20 protein-coding genes are annotated in these 18,968 nt (G+C 53.3%); 11 read left to right on the top strand and 9 right to left on the bottom strand.

What is annotated here, in order from left to right:
- Positions 1-32: 32 nt before the first annotated feature.
- The 4 genes from ABFD83_09530 to ABFD83_09515 all read right to left on the bottom strand — a co-directional run bounded on the left by ABFD83_09530 (position 33) and on the right by ABFD83_09515 (position 3,096).
- On the bottom strand, positions 33-806 hold the full coding sequence (locus tag ABFD83_09530) for an MIP family channel protein (protein ID MEN6357311.1): 774 nt from the start codon (positions 804-806) through the stop codon (positions 33-35).
- Positions 807-876: 70 nt separating this feature from the next.
- Complete coding sequence (locus tag ABFD83_09525; protein ID MEN6357310.1) at positions 877-2,190, bottom strand: terminase family protein; 1,314 nt, start codon at positions 2,188-2,190, stop codon at positions 877-879.
- Positions 2,180-2,548: a hypothetical protein gene (locus ABFD83_09520; protein ID MEN6357309.1), complete on the bottom strand. Its 369-nt coding sequence runs from the start codon at positions 2,546-2,548 to the stop codon at positions 2,180-2,182. The genes ABFD83_09525 and ABFD83_09520 overlap by 11 nt, the downstream gene beginning before the upstream one ends.
- A 179-nt stretch (positions 2,549-2,727) precedes the next feature.
- The gene (locus ABFD83_09515) at positions 2,728-3,096 is read right to left on the bottom strand and encodes a CoA-binding protein (protein MEN6357308.1); all 369 of its coding nucleotides are present in this window, start codon (positions 3,094-3,096) and stop codon (positions 2,728-2,730) included.
- A 143-nt stretch (positions 3,097-3,239) separates the two neighbouring features.
- On the opposite strand from ABFD83_09515, the gene ABFD83_09510 reads away from it, so the two are divergent.
- A complete protein-coding gene (locus tag ABFD83_09510) occupies positions 3,240-3,611 on the top strand; it encodes a hypothetical protein (GenBank protein ID MEN6357307.1) in 372 nt (123 codons plus the stop codon).
- On the opposite strand, the gene ABFD83_09505 is transcribed toward ABFD83_09510, so the two are convergent.
- The 3 genes from ABFD83_09505 to ABFD83_09495 are packed head-to-tail and all read right to left on the bottom strand — an operon-like array spanning position 3,608 to position 5,646.
- The gene (locus ABFD83_09505; GenBank protein MEN6357306.1) at positions 3,608-4,423 is read right to left on the bottom strand and encodes an ABC transporter permease; all 816 of its coding nucleotides are present in this window, start codon (positions 4,421-4,423) and stop codon (positions 3,608-3,610) included. The genes ABFD83_09510 and ABFD83_09505 overlap by 4 nt on opposite strands.
- Positions 4,380-5,177 (bottom strand): ATP-binding cassette domain-containing protein, encoded by a 798-nt coding sequence (locus tag ABFD83_09500; GenBank protein ID MEN6357305.1) that lies wholly within the window; start codon positions 5,175-5,177, stop codon positions 4,380-4,382. The genes ABFD83_09505 and ABFD83_09500 overlap by 44 nt, the downstream gene beginning before the upstream one ends.
- A gap of 4 nt (positions 5,178-5,181) precedes the next feature.
- Complete coding sequence (locus tag ABFD83_09495) at positions 5,182-5,646, bottom strand: MarR family transcriptional regulator (GenBank protein MEN6357304.1); 465 nt, start codon at positions 5,644-5,646, stop codon at positions 5,182-5,184.
- Between the two features lie 291 nt (positions 5,647-5,937).
- On the opposite strand from ABFD83_09495, the gene ABFD83_09490 reads away from it, so the two are divergent.
- Both ABFD83_09490 and ABFD83_09485 read left to right on the top strand, forming a co-directional pair.
- Positions 5,938-6,660: a nucleotidyltransferase gene (locus tag ABFD83_09490; protein MEN6357303.1), complete on the top strand. Its 723-nt coding sequence runs from the start codon at positions 5,938-5,940 to the stop codon at positions 6,658-6,660.
- A gap of 4 nt (positions 6,661-6,664) precedes the next feature.
- The gene (locus tag ABFD83_09485; protein MEN6357302.1) at positions 6,665-7,426 is read left to right on the top strand and encodes a sugar phosphate isomerase/epimerase family protein; all 762 of its coding nucleotides are present in this window, start codon (positions 6,665-6,667) and stop codon (positions 7,424-7,426) included.
- Positions 7,427-7,431: 5 nt separating this feature from the next.
- Here ABFD83_09485 and hrcA read toward each other — a convergent pair whose 3' ends face one another.
- Positions 7,432-8,466 carry a heat-inducible transcriptional repressor HrcA gene (gene hrcA, locus ABFD83_09480; GenBank protein ID MEN6357301.1) on the bottom strand — a complete coding sequence of 345 codons (1,035 nt, stop codon included), beginning with the start codon at positions 8,464-8,466 and terminating at the stop codon, positions 7,432-7,434.
- Between the two features lie 255 nt (positions 8,467-8,721).
- On the opposite strand from hrcA, the gene ABFD83_09475 reads away from it, so the two are divergent.
- The 4 genes from ABFD83_09475 (at position 8,722) to ABFD83_09460 (ending at position 12,139) form a co-directional block, all read left to right on the top strand.
- Positions 8,722-9,498 (top strand): PEP-CTERM sorting domain-containing protein, encoded by a 777-nt coding sequence (locus tag ABFD83_09475; protein MEN6357300.1) that lies wholly within the window; start codon positions 8,722-8,724, stop codon positions 9,496-9,498.
- A gap of 127 nt (positions 9,499-9,625) precedes the next feature.
- Positions 9,626-10,426, top strand: coding sequence for an SUMF1/EgtB/PvdO family nonheme iron enzyme (locus ABFD83_09470; protein MEN6357299.1), 801 nt, complete (start codon positions 9,626-9,628; stop codon positions 10,424-10,426).
- Positions 10,427-10,691: 265 nt separating this feature from the next.
- Positions 10,692-11,594, top strand: coding sequence for a zinc ribbon domain-containing protein (locus ABFD83_09465; protein MEN6357298.1), 903 nt, complete (start codon positions 10,692-10,694; stop codon positions 11,592-11,594).
- A gap of 41 nt (positions 11,595-11,635) precedes the next feature.
- Positions 11,636-12,139, top strand: a complete 504-nt coding sequence (locus tag ABFD83_09460; protein ID MEN6357297.1) for a cupin domain-containing protein — start codon at positions 11,636-11,638, stop codon at positions 12,137-12,139.
- A 59-nt stretch (positions 12,140-12,198) separates the two neighbouring features.
- On the opposite strand, the gene ABFD83_09455 is transcribed toward ABFD83_09460, so the two are convergent.
- Positions 12,199-14,409, bottom strand: coding sequence for a dehydrogenase E1 component subunit alpha/beta (locus ABFD83_09455; GenBank protein MEN6357296.1), 2,211 nt, complete (start codon positions 14,407-14,409; stop codon positions 12,199-12,201).
- Positions 14,410-14,636: 227 nt separating this feature from the next.
- On the opposite strand from ABFD83_09455, the gene argC reads away from it, so the two are divergent.
- The 4 genes from argC (at position 14,637) to ABFD83_09435 (ending at position 18,585) form a co-directional block, all read left to right on the top strand.
- The gene (argC, locus tag ABFD83_09450) at positions 14,637-15,689 is read left to right on the top strand and encodes an N-acetyl-gamma-glutamyl-phosphate reductase (GenBank protein ID MEN6357295.1); all 1,053 of its coding nucleotides are present in this window, start codon (positions 14,637-14,639) and stop codon (positions 15,687-15,689) included.
- Between the two features lie 75 nt (positions 15,690-15,764).
- Positions 15,765-16,769: a virulence protein RhuM/Fic/DOC family protein gene (locus ABFD83_09445; GenBank protein ID MEN6357294.1), complete on the top strand. Its 1,005-nt coding sequence runs from the start codon at positions 15,765-15,767 to the stop codon at positions 16,767-16,769.
- Between the two features lie 75 nt (positions 16,770-16,844).
- A complete protein-coding gene (argJ, locus tag ABFD83_09440; GenBank protein MEN6357293.1) occupies positions 16,845-18,044 on the top strand; it encodes a bifunctional glutamate N-acetyltransferase/amino-acid acetyltransferase ArgJ in 1,200 nt (399 codons plus the stop codon).
- A 274-nt stretch (positions 18,045-18,318) separates the two neighbouring features.
- Positions 18,319-18,585, top strand: coding sequence for a helix-turn-helix transcriptional regulator (locus tag ABFD83_09435; GenBank protein MEN6357292.1), 267 nt, complete (start codon positions 18,319-18,321; stop codon positions 18,583-18,585).
- The last annotated feature ends 383 nt before the right edge of the window (positions 18,586-18,968 follow it).

Raw genomic sequence — 18,968 nt, 5'->3', positions numbered from 1 at the left:
GCTTGCCAAATATTACTGTAAAATTGTTTGCGCTATGCAGCGCCCGCTTCCCCGGTCCTGCCGATCACGCCTGTCCTCTCCTCAGGCAAAGGGGCCTTTGCGGCAAATATGAAGTAGTGATAGATCAGAGCCGCAACGATAGCACCGACGATCGGGCCGACCAGATAGACCCATACACTGGTGAAGTTGCCTGATACAATCATCGGGCCGAGTGTGCGAGCAGGGTTCACAGACCCTCCACTCACCGGCCCGCCGATCAACACGCCGACTCCCAGCGCGAAACCAATTGCAAGACTGGCTGTAGTCACGTTTGCCCGCTCGTCTGTCGAGATCGAGACAATAGTAAAGAGCAGGATGAATGCTATAATCACCTCCATCAGAAATGCCTGCAGTTCGCTTGCTGTGGCGGTAGGGTATGTGGCTGCGAGAAACGCTGTGCTTCTGGCCGCGTCTCCAAAGGTAGCCCACACAGCCAGCGATGCAGCAATCGCTCCTGCAATCTGTGCGATTATATAGCTTATGACATACTTTCCCGGAAACCGCCCGATGCTGTACAGCCCGATAGTGACTGCGGGATTAAAGTGCGCGCCCGATATGTGGCCTAGTGTACTTACGAGCACCACCAGCACCAGCCCGAATGTAAGCCCTACCGATAGTGAGTTGAGCGGCACTCCCGCGATAGGTCGACCCAGTATGGCTGAGGTCGCTACGGATGTGCCTGCAAATACTAGAATAAAAGTCCCGATAAACTCTGCCACGCTTGCGCGCATCATGTTGTCTGCGCTTGAAGTATTGTTGCTCGGCATAATATGATCCTCCTAGAGTTATGTTGTATTACTTATACCTACTCTGGGAAGGAACAATAGCAGAGCGAGGTTACCATCCCCCCACAGCAACCCTCCCGTTCCTGCTCAGATACCTTCCGGAAAAGCCGGATGACTTTGCCTGCAGGCAGGCAAGAGCAATGGCAATCACCAGGTCATCGTGGTGGCCGGATCGAGCGTTCATGCGCACATTGCCCGAGTCTGTAAGCTCGTATTCGTAGTATTGCAACTCGCGCATAAGAGCCTCATCGCGCGGGATTTTGATTGCATTATGGGCAAACTGAAGCGAGAGGTTCTCAATCAAATCGCGCTTTGACTGGTTCGTGAAAGTGTAACCCTCCACGGATATATCCGCGCCGCACTCCCAGAGCCTGGATTTGAGCTGTTCGAGGAGCGGGTCGCCGACAGAAGTCTGGTCCGTAAGCGCCGAACCGACTCTATATCGCTTCAGAAAGTCGACAACACGCTCTATCTGGCTGCTCCAGCTCATAGAATTGAATCGGTCGATACCAATCACCTCGCAGCCGGACTCGCCCACGCTCATGGCGACAACCGCCGTGTAGTCCGAATAGCGCGCCCAGTCAATACCGGCTACCACATAATCGATATTTGTGGACGCGGTATCAGACTGCGTTGAGGCAGACTCGATATCTTTCCAAGAGAACACGCTGCACTGGTCGTCAATAAAAGCAGCCTCATACTCGACAGCGAACTGCCTCGGGCTTATCTCGAGTCTCTGCTGATCTATATACTCGCGGCTGATATGCGGGTTTGCCCAGGACGGAAAGCTGAATGACGCATGCCTTTTGCTGCCTGATCCATCCGCTCCCCTCATGAATGCCCTGTAAAAGTGATTCTTGCCGAAAGGGGTCGAAATCATCACCAGACGTCCGTCACGGTCTGCAAGCATCGGCGAGATCACTTCGTGGATCACGCAGTCACGCACATACGCCGCCTCATCTACTATAATTCGATCCGCCGAGTTGCCGCGCAGGTTTCTGCCGTCCTCGTCGGCTGTGCGCGCAGTGATTATACTCCTGCCCAATGTCAGCCTGGGGTACGGCGTCCGCACGACTTTTGCGGCATGTCTGAGAAGCTCCGAACCGGTGACGAGCCGCTCTACGCTGTCGAATATCAACCGGGCCTGGTCATAAGTAGCCGAGACGATCATCTGCACGCTGCCCGGATGGAAAACAGCCATGGTGGCGGCGTCAATGGCGGCGGACTCGGTCTTGCCCCAGCGCCTGCCGCATGATGCGACTTTGACCTCTGCCTCGTTGAGCATCCACTGTCTTTGGGTCTTGTGCGGCTTCCAGCCCCAAAGTATCTTTGCCAGCCGGAGCCTTTTCGATGCGTCAGTCTTCATCTTCATCGTCATCCTCGGAAGCGCGTCTGATTATCTCGGCAAGGGCTTCACCTGGGTCGACATCGGGGGTCTCGAATGCGCCGCTTGCCTTGAGTATTTCGAGCAGGACCTTACCGTCCGTCTTAGCCGACTCTGATGTCATCCGGCACAGCGCCGAGGCAGCGTTTAGAGCCGCTTGACGGGCAAGTCTTCTAAACCCTGCGGCCTGCTCCTTTTCTCGCTCTCGCAGAGCATCCATGAAGCTCTCTTCACGCATCCATTGCCTCAGGGTGGACAACCTGATTCCAAGCATTTCGGCTGCTATGCTGTCCGAGTGGCACATCAAGAGTTCAATAGCGGTATGTCTTCTTGCTTTCATGGATAGCCTCCCTGAGATATTTTGGGAGACGAAAAAAAGGAGCCTCGGGCTTTCCCCGAGACTCCGCAAATATTTGTCTCCCATAATTATAAGACGACTTCTAAGCCAAAATGTGGTTAACGGACCATGGTATTTTGGTTAAATGTTGTTCACTATTAGTGAACCGATGGATTTTGAGCTCAAAATTGCCCTGTATTGAGCAAAACCAGAGTGCACGCCTCCTGAACCTCTATCCCTGATTCTATGCACCTGCTCGCCAGTGTATCGTTTTCGGCGCCTGGGTTTAGTATCACTCGGCGCGGATGAGCGTTTATTATCTCTTCTATAAGAGATGTCGAGTTGTTTTGCCCGAGGTAGATAGTGATCGTATCTAATTTCTCGCTGATTGCGTCAAGGCTGGGGTAACATTTTATATCGTCGATGGGTCTGCCCGACGGGTGCACTGGAAAGACGCCGTAACCATGCTCTGCCAGCAGCTTAACGGCTTTGTGTGAATAGCGTTCAGGTTTTGCCGAAGCGCCAAGGATCGCCACGTTATATTTCATCATTTACCTCCCGGACGGTCCATTATACCTTGATGATAAATTTCTGAAAATGGATCAAATGTTCGATTGACAGCCGCCCTGTGAAGGGGTATTATGTTCGACACAAGGATCAGTCTTACAGATATTTGACAAAGGAGGTCAGCGAGTTGGGCGTGCAATATTCGGCAAGACCAAGACCCGAACGTATTCCCCCCCGCAGGCGGAGGCCGAAACGCTCCGTTTGGAGGAAGATCGTCTGGCCGCTGATTAAAGTGAGCGTGGTCGCCGCGCTCGCCGTGTTCATAATCGGTAAGATCGCAAGACCCTTCAGACTCTACAATCGCGAGTATCGTGAGACCAGGCAGATAGCTCTTCAGCTTGAGACCATGCGCAAAGAAAACGCGGCTATGGAGCGCCAGATCAAATACCTCAAAACTGCCGAAGGCTCAGCTCAGGCTGCCAGGAAGCTCGGTTGGGTCAAGCCCGGCGAGATCACTCTCGTGCTGCCGGACTCGAACAGTAAGGACCAGCGCCGCTAAGTCACCACATTAGGATACAGCTTGCCGCCCAGAGCGACCAACAGAGTAGTCGCGACTGTGAGCACGGCTAAGTCCAACCCCAGCCCAAAAGCAGATGTTCCGCCCAGAGGCATGAGTGCGCGCAGAGCATCGACCATGTATGTCAGCGGGTTTATGTGCGAGACCACTTGCAGCCACGGCGGCATTATAGCTATCGGGTAGATCGCGTTGCTGGCAAAGAACATCGGCATGGTGAGAATCTGCCCGATCCCCATAAACCTCTCGCGCGTTTTGACCAGGCAGGCTATCACCAGCGAGAACGTGGAGAAGAACGCCGCTCCAAGCAGCACTACGGACAGCACTCCCAGCAGCGCCAGAGGGTTCCAGTCAACTCTTACCCCAACCAGCAGTGAAAGCAGATATACGATCACTGCCTGAGTCAGCGCCCGTATGCCGGCTGAGATTGCCTTTCCGAGCACCAAAGCTGCGCGGGGAGTAGGGCTTACAAGGAATTTATGCACTATCCCCAGGTCGCGCTCCCAGATAATGGCTATTCCAAAGAATATCGAGATAAAGAGCACACTCTGAGCCAGGATTCCCGGGGCCATGAAGTCGATATAGCGCAAATTGCCGGATGGAATCGCCCGCACCCTCGAAAAAACCTCGCCGAATACCAGCAGCCAGAGCGCGGGTTGAACGGCGCGGGTAAAAAGTTCGGTTGGATCATGGCTGAGCTTGCGCAGCTCAAGTTCGGCTATAACTAGTGTCTTGCGCACAAAGCTCGATATACTAGCCCAGACGCCGGGCCGTGCGTCTTGTTCTTGAGACTTCACGGAAACTACCTCCGGATTCCAACTTGCTGCCTGTATAGTGAATAAAAACCTGGTCCATTGTCGCGTTTTTGCGGCCTATTTTCTCTTTCAACTCGGCTGGTGAACCTACAGCGGCTACCTTGCCCCCATGCATAATAGCGACATTGCTGCAGAGCTTGTCCGCCTCCTCCATAAAATGCGTCGTGAGGAAGATAGTTGTGCCGAAGTCCGTGCGAAGAGTCTTCACATGGTTCCACACTGCCTGGCGGGCCAGCGGATCCAGGCCGATAGTCGGCTCATCGAGAAACAGCACACGAGGCCTGTGGAGCATGGACTGTGCGATCTCAAGCCGCCGGATCATCCCGCCCGAGTAGCTGCGGACCAGCTTTCCGGCGGCATCCGCCAGGCCCATCATATCTAAAGCATCCTGAACGCGCGACTCCCGCTCGGCGCGAGGGATGTCATACAGCTTGGCAAAAATGAGCAGGTTTTCATAGCCTGTGAGGGTCCCGTCAGCCGAGAGCATCTGAGGCACATAACCTATAATCCGCCGTACGTCGCGTGCCTGCCGTACAATATCAAAGCCTCCCAATGTTGCGCTTCCGGATGTGGGCGGAAGCAGGGTAGTGAGCATTTTTATGGATGTGCTCTTGCCTGCTCCGTTGGGGCCGAGCAGGCCGAAGATCTCGTTTGCTTCGACAGAGATGTTCAGATCATTTACCGCGACAAAATCGCCGAATTTCCTTGTGAGATTATGAGTTTCCAGAATTGGCATATCTTTACTTCTTGCCTCCCGGCGTCGGCGCAAACGTCTGAGTCAGGATATTCATCGCCTCAATTACTGTCTGGCGCTGTCCATCCGTCAAGGAGCTGAGCTTTTCAGCTATGCACTCACGCGTCGCCTTTGCCGCGGCTCCAAAGACTTCTTTCCCCTTGTCCGTAAGATTGAGAGTGATGCGCCTGCGGTCGTCTGCCGACGATTCGCGTTTCACCAGACCCCTCTGCACCAGCAAATCCACGGTTTTCGACATGGACGGCAGCCCCAGACCCATATGCCCGGCAAGGCATGTGAGCGATGCATTTTCGTGACGGTTCAAAAAAGCCAGAACCCTGAACTGCGGCACTGTAAGGTCAGCGGGCCTGCCTCTGCGCGTCTGAGCGCGGATTGTGCGCATCCCCAGCAGCACAGTCTCGACCACCAGCGCTGCCGTATCATAATTAGTTTGCTTATCGAATGATTGCATATGCGAAGTATATATCAACCACGCACTAGAGTCAATATTACAAACAGGGCGAACGCATCTTAATTTTGTGTTTGGCAAAATGGTGACCTTGCGACTAAAGTCACAGCTACAAATACACAAAGTCGGCCTTCGCCGACTAAAATCTCAGTGTCCGAAGGGACACTTCGTGTTTTTCTTAGCCGCGGTTTTAACCGCAGAGGCCAAAACAAGGTGGATAGCATTTTGATGCGTAAGCCCTGATATTAAAAAGAAGATTGGGCTATGCAGGCGGCGGGGTAACTTTTGGGTGATATGGACAACTCAGAAGACCACTACCGGCAGATGTATGTAATGGCGCTGCGGGCGCTGAGTGAGTCGGGCATAGACTATATGCTCGGCGGCGCATTCGCGATTTACTATTACACCAACTGGTGGCGCAACACTCACGATATCGATGTGTATATGGTCAAGGACGACGTGCAAACTGCTGCCCGAGTGCTGGATACGGCGGGTTTTGTTGACATAGGCGAACAGGCCGAGGGCGACCGTGAGTGGATTTATCACTCGTGCTGCGATTCGGTGATTGTGGATGTGATATGGCGCTTCGCTAACCTGGAAAACTATATCTCCAGAGACTGGCTTGCTCGCGCTCCGACTGGTCGATTTCTGGGGTTGGATGTCAAGTTCATTCCGCTGGAAGAGATAGTCTGGATCAAGACATTCGTTATAAACCGTCATCGGTGCGACTGGCCGGACGTAATGCGCGTTTTCAGGGCCCAGTGCGGTAACTTGGACTGGGACAGGCTCCTTGAGCTGCTTGATGAGCACTGGCTGCTGCTGGCGAGCCTGATAGATGTGTTCGACTGGCAGCACCCGGATTCAGTCGGCTGCGTGCCCGCGCGGATCAGGCATGAGCTTGCAGACCGGCGCAGGCAATACGTAGCGAATCCTCCAAGGGGAATCGAGCGGGAGCACTTGCTCGATCCGTGGATACACTACAGGAAGGACAAATATGCGCTTTGGCGGGATGAATAATCCGATGATCGATGTAATCGAGGAGATCGCGTTGATGGCGGACCTCGGCTTCGATTTCATCGACCTCACTCTGGAGCCTGAGGAGACTTACTCGGCGACGATCAACGTCAAGAAAGTCACCAGGGCTCTTGCCAGGGCCAAGCTCGGTATCGTAGGCCATACCGCCTGGTACCTGCCGGTCGCATCGTCATTCCCGGAGATCAGAGAAGTGGCGATCCGAGAGCTTGAGAGGTGCATGAAAGTCTTCAAAGAGATGGGCGCGGAGAAAATGAATGTGCACCCGTATACCAGGATTCCGCTTCACGAAGAAGACTGGGTGATTGCTCAGAACATTGAAGTGCTGGCGCGCTTAGCCAACCTTGGCAGCGAGATCGGGCTGCGGGTGATGATGGAGAATATGCCGCACTTCAGCCGCGTATCCCAGCTCAAACCCATATTTGAAGCCGTGCCGGAGCTTGAACTGCTTCTGGATGTGGGCCATGCCAACCTGGACACCCCGCACAACTACAGCGAGGAGCTTATCGCTCATTTTGGTGAGAGGCTGGGGCATGTGCATATGCACGATAACCGGGGCGGCAAGGACGATATGCACCTGCCGCTGGGGGTGGGAAACATTAACTGGCTGCGAGTGGTGCGCGCCCTCAAAAACGCGAACTACGACGACACGATCACCATAGAAGTCTTTGGCGACGATGACGATTACCTGGTAATGAGCCGCGACAAGCTGAAATATCTGTGGGAGCACACCGAGCCCGGCGAGAAATAGACAAACTACACGCTCAGTGCGGTAAGCATCTCGCCTACGTTGCGCGCCATGAACTCAACCGTGCTTACAGCGCGCGGGTAGTCCATTCGAGTCGGGCCGAGCACACCGATAGTGCCTGCGGTCCGTCCGCCTATTCTGTATGTGGCCCCGACGAAACTGCACTCGCGCATCTCATCGAGCGGGTTCTCCGAGCCGATTATAACTGAGACATCCGTGCCGAGATAAACAGCCGAAAACAATTTACAGAGCGCGCTTCTCTTTTCGAGGACCGAAAGCACCGCCTCCAGCCTCTCGGCGTCCTTAAACTCAGGCTGCGCAATGAAATAACTGGTGCCTTCCAGATGGACATCTACTTCTTCCGAAGGCTCGATCTCCTGCTTCAAAAACTTCAGCACTTTTCCCAGCAGCTTTGTCATATGAGCAGAATCTTCGTCCACAGGCTCCATGGAGGTCACTTCAGCCAGCGCGCGCCCGACAAGCTTTCTCGAGAGGAAATTTGTGGCCTTTATGCAGTCGCATTTATCAAAATCGAGCATGTCATGCAGCACTCTGCCGTTATCCAGCACGATCACCGTGAGCATCTTGCTGTGGCCGATATCCGCGGTGCTTACGTGGCTTATAACCGCGTCGCGCACAGCGGGGTGCGTAGCCAGCGAGGTGTAGTGTGCCAGGCTCGAAAGGATCCGGCAGCTCTGCTCGATAATTACATCGACTTCCGCCCGCCGAGACTCCATTTTGTCCTTTGCCCGGGCAGCTTCCTGCGTGTTTACGCCAAGCTGGCCCATAAGCCGGTCGACAAAGAACCTGTAGCCGAGGTCTGATGGAATTCTTCCTGCGGACGTGTGCGGCTGATGAAGATAACCAAGCTCAGCCAGTTCGGCCATTTCATTGCGGATAGTAGCCGATTTGACCCCGAACTCATATCTTTCTACAAGCTGATGCGAGCCGACAGGCTCGACTGTGCGGACATAGTCCGTAACCACAGCCTTCAGTATGACCTGCTTACGAGAATCGAGAGGGGTAATCGGCAAACTACTCATGAAAATACCACCGTGGTCACATGAACCACATCTATCTGGATATTATCACTCAAATGGAGGCTATGTCAAGATGGCGCGTTCAACGGGCATAAAAGGCTGTTGGATACGCAATACAGTAATTCTACCGGTTTTTCATATTGGTAACGCCATATTTAATATGCTGTGCTATAATACATCATTGTGATAATAGCGCGCGAGCATCAATGCGAAAAGACGCGCACAATGCACCACACACTTACTTTATCGGAGGAGATTATGAAGAAAGTATTGTTTGGGCTTGTCGTGTTTGCGTTGGCGATTGCCAGTGCAAGCATGGCCGGAGCAGTCGAATGGCATGCATGGGGCGTGCATGGCGGCGCAATCAGCAGCACCGCGCCCGGCACAATTACGGCGGTGACCGGAAACGATGCCACTTACCACTGGAACAAGAGCAACTGGTCGACCCGCACAGGCCAGAAGGCCTTCTACAGCACCAATGCATTTAATGGTCAGAATGTCAGTGTTATCCAGGACATCACGTACACAGTGACCGCGGGCTACTGGGGAAATGTGTATTTCAACGTGATGGTCCAGGATGCAAACGGCAAGAAGGCTATTTTGTCTCCATCTTACAACAGCGCGACCAACTCGGGTTGGACGTTAACCGGCACCTTAGGCAAGAGCTTCTGTGTTTTTGAAGCCGAGTCAGGCTGGACAGGCACATCCGCCACCGGCTGGTATGCCGCAGATTGGGACGAGGTCAAAAACCTCACAATCGCGAATGGCCCGTTTGCCGAATTCCCCGACACCGTGACTGCGCCGCACGCCAGCGCTCAGGGCGATGCGCTGTATACGGTCAGTAACTGGTATGCCTGGGGTGGAGCGGCTGCAAGTGACGGCCTGCTGATCACATTCGGCCAGTCCACCGGCACCACCACACCTACTACCACAATAACAGGGTTCGGTGTGACATCATCCGTTCCTGAGCCGGGCAGCATAGTTGCCCTGCTGAGCGGACTTGCCGGTCTGGCTGTTATCAGACGGCGCAAGTAGTACTAAAGCTGATACTTGAAATCCAAGCCCGAAGCCGATACGGCCTCGGGCTCTTTTTTGCTTTTTTGTGCAGAGGTGTCCCTGCAGGCGTGCAGGAGCGGGGGCGGATGCCGTGGAATGCTCTATTATGAGCAGTATGATCCTTATTCCGGCAGGCCCGTTCGTCATGGGGCTGAGCAAGCACGAGGTCAAGAGAATATGCAGGCGCTTTGATATAAAATCTGCGCTTCTTGTCGATACTATGCCTCCTAAGAAACCTGGTGAAAGTGTTGATGACAAACCGTCGTTTCGCAACCAAACTCGGTTTCCAATTGACGCAAGTGGGCAACCCCCACTGTGGGCTCAGAAAGAACTCGAACTGCCCGACTTTTATATAGACAAATACCCGGTCACTAATGCCGAGTTTTACGCATATGTAATCGAGGCGAACGTCGATTGGATATATAACAAGTATAATCCGGTGCCAAAGGATTGTGAGAGACTGCCCGCAGTCAATGTGACTTACCAAATGGCAGAGGGCTATGCCGCATGGACGGGCAAGCGTCTGCCGACTGAGCAGGAGTGGGAGAAGGCCGCGCGGGGCAGGTTCGCTATGCTCTTTCCATGGGGAGGGGTGTGGCATTCCGAACGCCTGTCATGCAGCGTCTCCACTCAGGGCAGCCTGAGCCCTGTGGACTCTCATCCTATGGGGTCCAGCCCATACGGAGTGATGGATATGGCAGGCAATGTCTGGGAGTGGACGTCTGCAAGCCGCGATGAGGCAATGGTAATTAAGGGCGGATCATTCAGGGAGAGCAAACCGTATCAATTTATATGCGCATTCAAAGCCTTTGAAGAAAAAAACAGTGCGCGGGACAATATAGGATTCAGGTGTGTAATAGACATGCCTCTATCACCCAGGGCGAACGCACGAACGAACGCTTTGTGACGATGTTCAAACACGTCACTCGTATGATGGGTAAGGATCTCCGAATCCTTACCCGGGAACCAGTGCCGGATCTCCGAATCCGGCTATTCCAGCAAAGGTTACGGGGTTCGGAGACCCCAATTCGGCATTAAGGTGACGATTCGGAGATCGTCACCTATCAGGCGTTCACATTTTTGTAACTCGTGCGTTAGCCCTGCTCTATCACCCGACACCTAACACCCATCACCTGATAAGGTGCTATAATGTGATCAAGGAGTTGATCGACATGAAATGCCCAAAATGTGAAACCCAATTGCCTGAGGGAGCGAAGTTCTGCCCTAACTGCGGCGCAGGTAAGTATGTAGAAACGCCGGCGCCCCAAGCAAAGCGCAAGCGCTCTCCGATAGTATATGTAATAGCAGGACTGGCCGCAATTGCCCTCATAGCGCTCATATTTGCTGTGCTTGCAAGCAGGGGAAACGTGACAAACGCCCCCGGAGGATCGGTCTCACCGGGTAATGTCACTAATGCGCCTGCCGGTGCGCCGAACGGCGGCAACGTGCTTAATGCGCCTCCAGGAGCTCCTCAGACCGGTCAAGGAAATCCAAGCGCAACGGCTAAGCCCAAGCCTCCGCAGTCGGTTGTGGATTATCTCGCATATGTGAAGAGAGTGGAAGACCATCGTCAGATGCTGCTCAAAGATACGACCGCTGCCCTTGGCATGGCGGCCGCCGGAGGCGCGGCCAACAGCCTCCTCAACTTGATTGATATGGCCGGTGATCCTGATGGCGAAAAGGCTCGCGATCCCCTGGCCGATACAAAAAAAGAGCTTAACCGCCAGTATAAAAACTGGATCAGCACGCTTCAATACCTCGATAAGAGAGCCGCCCCATCTGAGTGCAGAGAGTTTTCAGGCAATTATCGCGATGTGATCTTCAAAGAGACAAAAACCATAGGCGAGATAGCAGTGAGCTTCAATGCCGCAAATGTGATGAACTCTCAGGATATGTCCAAGCTGCTTGCATCTCTCGAAAAGATGAAAGGTGACCCAACCATTCAGAGCAATATCGATAAGGCTGCAGATACGGCTGATTCTTCTCTCGACAAGATCGTCTCTAACTACGATATGCAAAAGCCGTTCTCCGTGCAGCGCGAGTCCAAGACCAGCGGAAGCATCATGGGATTTTAGATTTCAGATTTTATATTTAGTATTTGGTTGTGGGTGAGGGTATGACTTTTAATGAGATAGTCGAAAAGCTGGGGCTTGAAGCGCACCCTATGGAAGGCGGATATTTTCGTGAGACATATCGCAGCAGCCTGACTATACCCGGCAATGTCCTGCCCGGCGAGTACGATCACGACAAATCAGCGTGCACAGCCATCTACTTCCTTATCGGTCCGGGCCATTACTCGGCTATGCATAGGGTGAAGACTGACGAAATCTTCCACTTCTACTCGGGCGATCCTGTAGAGATGCTTCAGCTCCACCCAGACGGCACACATTCGGTCATCACCATAGGCAGCGATATTATGTCTGGTGAGGCGCCGCAAGTGGTTGTTCCGGCGGGATCATGGCAGGGAAGCCGACTCAAGCCCGGCGGCGAGTATGCTCTCATGGGCACAACTGTTGCCCCGGCCTTCGATTATGATGACTACGAGCACGGCAGCCGCGAATCTCTTATTGCCGAGTGTCCTGAGTGTGAGGAGATGATACGGGAACTGACGAGGGAATAGAAAAAAGCCGGCCCCCAATGGGAAGCCGGCTCTCTTACTCTCTGCTATTCTGCTCTCAGCTACGCAATAGCCTTCACAGCCTCGATAATATCTGCCACTGTCGGCACACAGGCTTCCTCGAGAGGAGCGCTCATAGGCACCGGGCAATCCTTGGCTGCAAGCATCACAGGCTGGGCGTCCAGGTAATCGAACCCACTGTGACCGTCTTCGAACTTATAGTCCATATACTGGCGGACTATCTCAGGCCCGACTCCGCAGCGCGGGAAGTCTTCGGAGACCGTGATCAGCCTGCCTGTCTTTCTGACCGACTTGGCAATGGTGCCCATATCCAGCGGGTTCAGAGTCCGCGGATCTACGACTTCGACGTTGATCCCCTCTTTTGCGAGCTGCGCAGCCGCGTCAAGAGCGAAGTGGAGCATTCGACCGTATGCAACTATGGTCGCGTCGGTGCCTTCGCGCTTGATATCGGCAACTCCCAGCGGGATCACGTAGTCATCGTCAGGCACAGGTCCCATAACGCCGGAATACATGACCTTATGCTCCAGGAAGAGCACCGGGTTGTCATCTCTTACAGCAGCCTTCAGCAGGCCCTTTGCGTCATACGGAGTGGACGGATAGACGATATAAAGTCCGGGAATATGCAGGAACATCGCCTCCAGGCTTTCGGAGTGATGAGCCGCCATACTTCGTCCGACGCCGCCCTCTGTCCTCACGACTGCAGGTATCTTGGTCTTGCCGCCGAACATGTATCGGTTAAAGCTCAGGTTGTGGATCAACTGGTCGGATGCGATGGTCATGAAGTCGACATACATAATTTCAGCTATCGGCCTGATACCGCGCATTGCAGCGCCGCCTGCCGCTCCGACAATCGCGGCCTCGCTGATGGCTGTGTCCATAACCCGCTCAGGTCCGAACTCATTGTAGAGCCCGCGGGTAGCCGCATAGGCTCCGCCGTAAAGGCCCACATCCTCGCCGAAGATCACTACGCTCTTGTCGCGCTTCATCTCTTCGCGCTGTGCGTCTACCAATGCCTGGCCGTAGGTTTTGATCGGGACTCCGTATTTCTCCTCAAAAGACTTAGCATCGGCGGCCTTGAGCTTGGGCAATGTGGTGGCGAATGTCCGGCGGATATCGTCCTCGATCTGTTTGATCTTAGGCAATACTTTCTTCTCTTCGGCGATCTCGGTGTTGAGTTTTGCCTTGTCGACCGGGACGTAGACATCGTTGTAAAGCTCGCTGACATCCGGGTACGGGCTGTCAAGACCGAACTGGCAAGCGTCCGCTATTGTCTTTGCCGCTGTCTTGGCGACCGAATCGATCTCGTCCTGAGTGGCTATGCCGGACTCGAGGAGCTTGTTGCTAAGCACGATGATCGGGTCGCGTTTCTTCCACTCGGCCTCTTCCTCGCGAGTGCGGTAGGCCTTCTGGTCACTGGCGGAGTGGCCGTACCAGCGGTAGGTCTTGCATTCAACAAAGGACGGGCCCTCGCCCCTGCGGGCGCGGTCTACGGCTTCCCGGACTGCACTCTTGACAGCAAGCACGTCCATACCGTCGCAGATGGTCGAAGGTATTCCATAGGCAGCGGCCCTGTCGGATATGTTTACTATGCAGGAGGCCTGCCCTGCGCTCTCGACTGTCTTGAGGCAGAACGGAACGCTCATACCATAGAGGTTGTTCTCACAAATGTATACAATAGGAAGGCCGCCGAGCATCGTGGAGCCCATATTGAGGGCTTCGTGGAAGCTGCCGGTGTTGGTTGCGCCGTCGCCGAAGTAACAGAGAACCACAGCGCCCGTGCCGTTCAACTTTTCGGCCAGGGCGGCGCCTGTGCCGATCGGAATGTTTCCGCCGACAATACCGGTCGAGCCAAGGTTACCCTTCTCGACATCGGCAATGTGAAGCGACCCGCCGCGTCCGCGGCAGTAACCTGTAGACTTACCCATCAACTCGGCCATCATCCGGTTCCAGTGTTCCTGGCGGGCGGCTTCGCTTTTGGCATGCTTGTCGCCGATTGCGCCGCAGTGGCCGTGGCCGCGGTGTGTGCTGGCGATTACGTCTCGGTCTTCTAAAACTACGATTGATCCTACTGCAACAGCTTCCTGTCCGGCATAAAGGTGCGACGCACCTCTTACGGTTCCGTCCCTGAGTATTTTGTAGTAGGTGTCCTCAAAGTTGCGGATTTCATGCATTTGCCGCAAATAATCAAGCAGTTCGTCCTTTGATTCGGAAGGCCCGTTCGAGGCTTTCTTTGGTGAGGCTGTTTTTGGCATTTCGCAGTAGCTCCTTCAAAAAAGTAACGCGGCTTATGCCCGCGTCACATTAAACACTTTTGGGTTCAACTCGACTTTTTTTAAACCAATTAGTATTCTACCGCCCATGCCTAAAATAAGTCAATGCTCAAGCCGACAAAAGAAACACCGGGGTTATTTGCTATCATCTCCCGAGCGCTGGTATAATCGTGCTTGAAAATGCTCGCATGCGAAAGGTTTGATTGATTATGATCAGAGTTGGAATAATAGGCGCTTCGGGATACGCCGGGGCTGAATTAGTCAGGTATTTACTTATGCATCCGGGTGTGGAGATTACATATCTCGCCTCCGGCACATATGAAGGCAGGCCGCTTTCGGACGCCTATCCGAGTTTTCTCGGCCAGGACCTGCCGCTGTGCGAACAGTGGGATATAGAAAATGCGGCGGATAAAGCCGACTTCTTCTTCCAGGCCCAGGGCAACGGCAACGGCATGAAAGTCGCGCCTGATCTGATGGATTACGGCAAGAAGCTCATCGATGTCCCGGCAGATTTCAGGCTCAAGGATATGGCCGTCTATAAGCAGTTCTACGGATTGGACCACACCTGCCCCGAACTTGCCGCTGAGGCCGTATATGGAATCCCTGAGCTGAATGCGGATAAGATAGCCGAAGCAAGGATAGTGGCCAACTCAGGCTGCTATGCCACAAGCTCGATACTCGCGCTTTCGCCTCTGGTAAAGAGTAAGAATGTATGCCTGGACTCGATTATAGTAGACTCCAAGTCGGGAGTATCGGGTTCAGGGCGGTCGAAGCTCTCCGTGCCGGGCATGTTCTGCGAGGTCAACGAGGGTCTTAAGGCATACGCAGTGTCGACTCACAGGCACACACCCGAGATCGAGCAGGAGCTTACCAATGTAGCGGGCGAAAAGATAACCATAAACTTCACACCTCATCTGATCCCGATGAACCGGGGTATCTTAACGACTGCCTACGCGAGCGCCGGGCAGGGCAAGAAAATCCCGTCGACCTCTGAGATGATCGCCCTATATAGAGAGTTTTATGCCGGCAGGACTTTCGTGGTCGTGCTCGATGAGGGCCGGCAGCCGTGCACCAAGAATGTCCTCGGGACTAACTTTGCGCACATAGGCATAGTCTCGGACGCCAGGACCAACCGTGTGATAATCACCTGCGCGATCGATAACATGGGCAAGGGCGCCGCAGGCCAGGCTGTGCAGAACATGAACGTAATGCTGGGTCTGGATGAGACAACCGGCTTGATGATGCCTGCGGTCTATCCGTAGTTGAGAGTGGAATAGAAAATGAATACCACTTAGTATTGCAATGTAATACGACAGGCTATGGCTGAGGTAAGTCAGATGGAAAAACCAAGAGGCGAGATAGTCATATATGAGCCAGTGGAAGGTGAAGCACGTGTAGAGGTTCGATTGGAACATGAGACTGTTTGGCTCGATGCTCATCAGATGGCTGATCTTTTTCAGCGTGATCGCACCGTCATTCTGAAACATATACGCAATATATATACAACAGGGGAACTCAGTCAAGAGTCAACCTGTGCAAAATTTGCACAAGTTGCCAAGGATGGCAAAACTCGCCTGATGGACTTATATGACCTGGACGTTATTATTGGCGTTGGTTATCGTGTGAACTCCCGTCGAGGCACGGACTTCCGCATATGGGCGACTAACATTCTTCGCGACCACATCACAAAGGGCTATACCATAAATCAACGCAGACTTGTGGAGCAGGCAGAGCATTACCGTGAGCTTCAAAATGCTATCCGACTTATCGGAGATGTAATCACACAGCAGGCACTGGATCCGCCACAGGCCGAAGGACTGCTCCGCGTCATAACCGATTATACCTATGCCCTTTCGGTGCTGGACGATTACGATCACCAGCAACTCACCATAAGAAATACTACCCACAAGGAGCCCTTCAGGATAAGCTATGAGGCTGCGCGCAAAGCTGTCGATGCGATGGCTGACCGGATGAGGCAGGATGGCAAGGAACCCGGCTTGTTCGGCAGAGAGAAAGATGAATCGTTCAAAAGTTCGCTTGCAGCAATATACCAGACCTTTGGCGGCGAAGACTTATATCCGAGCATCGAGGAAAAGGCGGCACACCTGCTATACTTTATAACAAAGAACCATTCCTTTTCAGATGGTAACAAGCGGATTGCAGCAGCAATATTTCTTTGGTTCCTGGATGCAAATGGGTTGTTGTACACCGAGAGCGGCCAGAAGCGATTGGGCGACAATGCGCTGGTGGCTCTTACTTTGATGATAGCCGAGAGCAAACCACAGCACAAAGATGTCATAACCAAGATCATAGTGAATCTGATCAACAGGGATAATCCTTAATAGGAGGCTCATAACGGTTAACAAGGTTATCTTTGTATAGCACAGTGTAAAATGCTATACTAGGTTATGCTTACAATGAAGAAAATAGACGGTGCCGTCACTGCGCCGAAAGGATTTAAGGCCGCCGGGGTGCGGTGCGGTATCAAGCAGCAGGGCAGCGACCTTGCGATTATATATTCAGAAGCCGAGGCGTCGGCGGCGGGGGTCTTCACCACCAACGTCTTTAAGGCTGCGCCTGTAGTCAGGAGCATGGAGGCCGTTAAATCCGGCAAAGGCAGGGCGGTTGTAGTTAACTCGGGTAACGCCAATGCCTGCACAGGTGAGCAGGGCCTTAAAGACGTCGATCATATACGCGAGTTCGCGGGCGAGCTGCTCAATGTGCCCGTCGATATGGTCTTGTGCGCTTCTACGGGAATAATCGGCCAGATGCTGCCCATGGACAAATACGAGATAGGCATTATGGACGCAGTGGCCGAACTCGACGAAAACGGCGGCGCTGCTGCCTCACATGCGATCATGACTACCGACACCAAGCCTAAAACCGCTGCCTGCGAGATCGAAATAGGCGGCGCTGCTGTGCGGATTGGAGCTATCTGCAAAGGTTCCGGCATGATCTGTCCCAATATGGCGACTATGCTCTGCTTCATCACAACGGACGTCGACATCGATCCGTCCGCCCTGCAAAGCAGCCTTTCATCAGCAGTGGACCGCAGCTTAAACAGCCTGAGCGTGGACGGCGACATGAGCACAAATGACTGCGTGATTATGCTGGCAAACGGCAAGTCAGGATGCGCAAAGATCGCACAGGGCTCGCCTGAGTATGAAATATTTGAAAAGGCGCTCGCCGAGGTCTGCGTAGATCTTGCGAAGCGGATAGCACACGACGGCGAGGGCGCGACCAAGTATGTGGAGGTCAAAGCAGTCAACGCCGAGACCTATGCCGATGCAAAGGCAGTGGCTATGAAGATAGCCAATTCGCCTCTGGTAAAGACAGCCATCTTCGGCGAAGACCCCAACTGGGGCCGGGTGCTTTGCGCTGCCGGCGGCTCGGGGGCAAAAGTCGACCCGGACAAGACTTCGCTCTATTTCGGCGATGTAAAGATTGTGGAGAAGGGTGAACCCATTAAGCTCGACGCGGAGGCGGCACGCAAACCCATGCTTGAAAAAGAGCTGTATATCACAGTCGATCTGGGTCTGGGAACCGAAAGCGCGACAGCATTCACCTGCGACTTCTCATATGACTACGTTAAGATCAACGCCGAGTATCACACCTAATATTTGTCGGCGGTCAATAGTAGCTATTACCTGGGTCAGGATTTCCGGATCCTGACCCAAGATTTAGACTTTCCACTTTCCACTTTCCACTTTCAGCTTTCCACTTACCACTTACCACTTAACACACCTGCACGTTACATCCACAAATTGTGAACAATGCGCACAGCAGAGGTTCAATATGTGCCTTGACAAAACAAAAAACTGCTGATATACTCCGATATGTCAATAGTTGAGCGTCTAACGGTCGTTTCCAATCCTTTTGTAGGTTGTAATTATGGAGCTGGACAGGAGCAAAAACGAGCCGCGCTGCGAGGATAGAGTCGTCTCTCTTACGAAGAGAGAGGCTGAAGTCCTGAGCCTGGTTTTGGAAGGGAAGTCATCCAGGGAAGCTGCTGCTGCTTTAGTATGTAGTAAAAGAACGGTTGATTTTCACCTTTCGAGGATCTACGACAAGCTGAATGTCTCCAACCGCGTGCAGGCGATGCACCGCGCCACACTTCTAGGGCTGGTCGACGTAAGGCTGCCCGGCAGGCAGGACTAAATCAATCATCAGGGCGAGCAAGCCAGGGCTTAAGACTCTTTCATACGTTTCAGCACCTGATTGATGTGCATTCTTTGTATCGAAAAATCCTTTTCCGATACCTGCACACCCAACCAAATTGTCCATTCACAACCGGTGAACAACATTTAACCAAAATACCATGGTCCGTTAACTACATTTTGGCCGAGTTGTCGTCTTATAATATGGAAGGCAATTTTTTTCAGGGGTCTGCGAGGTTTCGCAGGCTCCTTTTTTGTTGCGTCTGACGCGAAGGAGGAACCCATGTCGTTCACCACGCCACTGCCGGACTCAAAGATCAACCAGACCGCACGAAACAGACTCGGCGAAGCCATCTATCTGCTCGCCCACATCATCCGCAAGGC

Source organism: Armatimonadota bacterium (genome assembly GCA_039679645.1).
GTDB lineage: Bacteria > Armatimonadota > UBA5829 > UBA5829 > UBA5829 > UBA5829.
Note: the sequence above shows the minus strand (reverse complement) of the source record. Positions and strands in the feature narration are given on the sequence as shown.